At 63.1% G+C, this 3,973-nt stretch carries 1 protein-coding gene; it reads right to left on the bottom strand.

Translation table 11 applies throughout. The features are described 5' to 3' along the window. Positions 1-3,822 (bottom strand): filamentous hemagglutinin N-terminal domain-containing protein (locus tag PMI03_RS15925; protein WP_409033800.1); only part of this gene is annotated, 3,822 nt, incomplete at its 3' end. Positions 3,823-3,973: the final 151 nt, after the last annotated feature.

Here is a 3,973-nt window from a genome sequence, read left to right on the forward strand (position 1 = left end):
GGCGGCCGCCATCGTGGCTGCTTCGGCCTCGAGAGCGCCGGCCGAGAGAATATTGCTCACCTTGATGCCGGAGGTGGCACCGAGCGTCATGCCGCCAGTGCCGGCGAGCGTGATGGTGCCGCCGGCATTGTCGGTGGCTGCAAAATCGATGCCGGAGATCAGCAAGCCGGCTTCGATATTCTGGCCACCCGTAATGCCGACACTGCCGGCCGACAGAATCTGGCCGCTATCGCCCAGATCGACGCTGCCGGTGATGCCGACGTTGCCGTGGCTGGTGATGCTTTGAGCCTGCAAAATGCCTGCACGCGCGGTCAGGTCGCCGGCCGATAAGACCGTGCTGGTAGAGACCGCGCCGTTCGCAGCCGTCAGCGTCATGGCCCCGGTCTGGCCGAGCACGATGGTGCCGCCCGCCGTATCCGTGGCGGCGAAATCGACGCCGGATATCAGCAGCGGCGCGGCAATGTCAGCGCCGGAAATAGCGAGATCACCGGCTGCGATCACCTGCGTGCCGACATTGACGTCACCGCTCGCCGCAATAATAGCATTGCCGTGGCTGGTGATGCTGCTGGCAGAGAGATCGACCGATTGCGTGCTCAGATCACCAGCCGCCAACATGGTGCCAGCAATGATATTGCCGGTTGCCGCAAGGGTCATGCCACCGGACTGGGCCAACACGATATTGCCGCCGGACGTATTGGTGGCGGCAAAGTCGATGCCCGAAATCAATGTGTCGGCGGCAATGGAGCCGCCATTGACGGTCAGCCGGCTGGCCGAAAGGACCTGGCCGTCAACATCGAGGCTGGCATTGACGGTCGTGTCACCATGGCTCGTGATGCCCTTGGAGCGCAACTCGACCGCATCTGCCGTCAGGCCGCCGGCGGCAAGCAGCGTATCGATATCGGCCGGACCGGAGGAGGTAAGCGTGATATCGCCACTTGCGGTCTGGACGATACTGCCGTTGGTAGTCGCCGTCCCGGCAAAATCCACGCCGGAAATGACAGCGCCCGCCTGGATGGCCGGACCGGAGACGCTGATATTTTCAGCGCCGAGGATCTGGCCGCTGACATCGGTGGCGCCTGAAAGCGTTATATCGCCGTGGCCGGTAATGTTGGTGGCCGTCAGTGTCGCACCGGTCGCATTGATTGCCCCGGCGGCCATCATGGTCGGCGCCTTGATGGCGTCGGTGACAGAGATCGTCAGGTCGCCGCTTTGCGTGAGGATGATATCGCCGCCGCCGGCGTTGGTGGCTGCAAAATCAATACCGGCGATGATCGCCGCCGCATTGATGCCCTGCCCGGTGATGCCGACATTGCCAGCGCCCAACACCTGGCCCGTCACCGTTGTCGCCCCGGAAAGCGCGATATCCTTGTGACCGGTGATGTTGTCGACGACGATGTTCGGACCGCTGACGCCAAGAGCGCCGGCGGCGTTGAGCGATCCGACGTATACGTTGGCGGAAGACGCAATTGTGAGATCGCCGCTTTGCGTCTGGACGATATTGCCGTTCGCGGCTTCGGTTGCCGCGAAGTCGACGCCCGAAACCACCGCACCGGCGCGGACACTCGGGCCAGACGCTGTGATGTTGCCTGCGCCGAGGACCTGACCACTGACGTTGATGGCGCCGGACAAGGCGACATCACCATGTCCCGAGATGGTGTCGGCCACCGTCGTCCAACCGTCGACGATCATATTGCCGGCCGAGAGGATCGTGCCGGCGGTGACATGGCCCAGGCTGCTGTTGACAGTCAGATCCCCGCTTTGCGCGAGAACGATATTGCCGCCGGCGGCATTGGTGGCGGCAAAATCGACGCCGGACACCAATAGGCCGGCGCTCAAGCCAACTTGCAGGCCGGGTCCACTTGGCTTGCCATTAAAGGTGATGTTGTTCGCAGCAAGAAACTGGTTCTCGACCGAGGCACCGCCGTCTATGACGATGTCGCGATGACCGATAACGCTGTCGGCATCCAGAAGAAGCGACTGAACATAAAGATTGCCAGCCGATAGCAGGCTGCCGACCGTCATGTTGCCAGAGCCCGTCCGCAAGGACAAAGCTCCCGTCGATCCAAGCACAATATTGCCGCCCGATGCTTCGGTGGCGGCGAAATCCACACCCGAGGCAATAGTGCCACCCACTTGCATGGCCTGGCTGTCGACAGTGCCGTTCGCCGTGATCGCGACATCGCCGGCGCCAAGGATCTGGCCATCAACCTTGATGGCCGCATTGATGTCGACAGCGCCATGCGCAGTGATGTTCTGAGCTCTCAACGCGGGAGCGTTGACCACTATATTGCCGGCCGACAGGAGAGCGGTCGCGTTGATCTCGCCGCTGCTCGCAGCAAGCTGAATATCGCCCGCGCTGGCAAGAACCGCATTACCGTTCGGCGCGGCATTGGTGCCGGCGATATCGAGGCCGGAGACGACCATGCCGATTGAGATTGCCTGGCCATTGGCCGTCACATTGCCTTGCGCCAGAACATTGCCGGAGACGGCGATATCCGCGCCGGCATTGAGGCCGATATTGTTGTAGCTGAGAAGCGAAGCAGCCGTGATCGAGCCGGTATCGGCCGTGATCGTCAGCGCACCGGCGCTATTGATGCCGCCGGCGATCCGGACATCGCCGCTCGAAGCGGCAAGCGTTGCCGCGCCGCCCGCCGTGACGCTGCCGGCGGCAATGCCACTGGCCGAGGCCAACAGCACATTGGTGGCGCTATTGACCTCCGCGTCGGCCGAGAGAAGACCTGCGCCGCTCGAAAGTGCAATATCGCCATCGGCGGCGACCGCGTTCAAGGTGATGCCTTGATCCGCCTTGATGTCGACACGCGCCTTCGAGGCTACCTTGGCTGCCGTTACCTTTGCCTTCGAGGTGACCGAGACGCCCTGCTGGCCCGAGACATTGCCGAGCGAGATTTTGCCATCGGCCGACAGCGACAGTTCGTTGGTGTTGGCGGCCATGTTGCCGCTCATACGCACGCCGGCACCCTTCTCGGTGACGACGACCTTGATGCGGTCGGCCTGCATGGCGCCAAGCGCGGTGCCGTCGATGGCATATTCCGGCATGCCGGAAATCGGAGTGAGCGCCTGCGCCTCGCCGGTGGCGTAGTCAAACTTGTTGGCGCCGGCCGTCAGCCGCAGCGTTTTACCGTAGACCGGGCCGTTGACGCTGATGGTGCGGGAGACGACGTCGAAGAGATCGACGGTACCGGGAGCAGCAGCGAAATTGCCACCATTAGGTCCGAAGGTCACGTCACCGCCATTGATGGTGAAGCCGGTGAGCCGGCCGTCGGTGCCTATATCGGGAACGCCGGTCGTCAGGGTTGCGCGCGGCGTATTGATGAAGCCGCAGCCATCACAGGTGATCCCGTTCGGGTTGGCGATGACGACATCGGCTCTGCCGCCATACACTTCCGTCGGACCATTCAGCGCCGAGCGATTGCCGCTCGTCACCTCGTTGAGGATGACGGAGGCCGGACCCGAATTCTTCAGGTTCGGATTGCCCGGGGTGACGCCGCCAAGATTGGAGGTGCCGACCTCGGCATTGTTGTTGTTGAGAATGAGGCCGGGCGTACCGACGTTGAAATTGTCGTATTTGTTGTGCGACAGGCCGGCGCCATTCGGCGTGACGATGTCGACGAGCGGCACGCCGTTCGGGGCAGCACCGACGCCGGGCTGATTGGCGGGCGGCGCCGTCGGGCTCGCCGCGATCGACTGCGCGTTGGCAATCGCCGGCTGCAGCACGAGCAGGCCGCTCAGTGTCAGCGCCAGACAGGCATGGGCGATCCTGCCAAGGCGGCGCAACCAACCCTCGGCTGTCTCGATCCGCATGACGTCTGCCTTGACTGATATACGGCCGGCTTTCTTGCTCATCGTCTCGTTCCGTCTTTCTGAACGCGTACTAGTCTGCGGTATGCCGGACCATCTCGGTCCGGCATACCGCTTTAGCGATCACTCTTCGCCGGCGCCGTTTGCGCCCCGC

The organism is Rhizobium sp. AP16 (assembly GCF_000281735.1).
Taxonomy (GTDB): domain Bacteria; phylum Pseudomonadota; class Alphaproteobacteria; order Rhizobiales; family Rhizobiaceae; genus Rhizobium; species Rhizobium rhizogenes.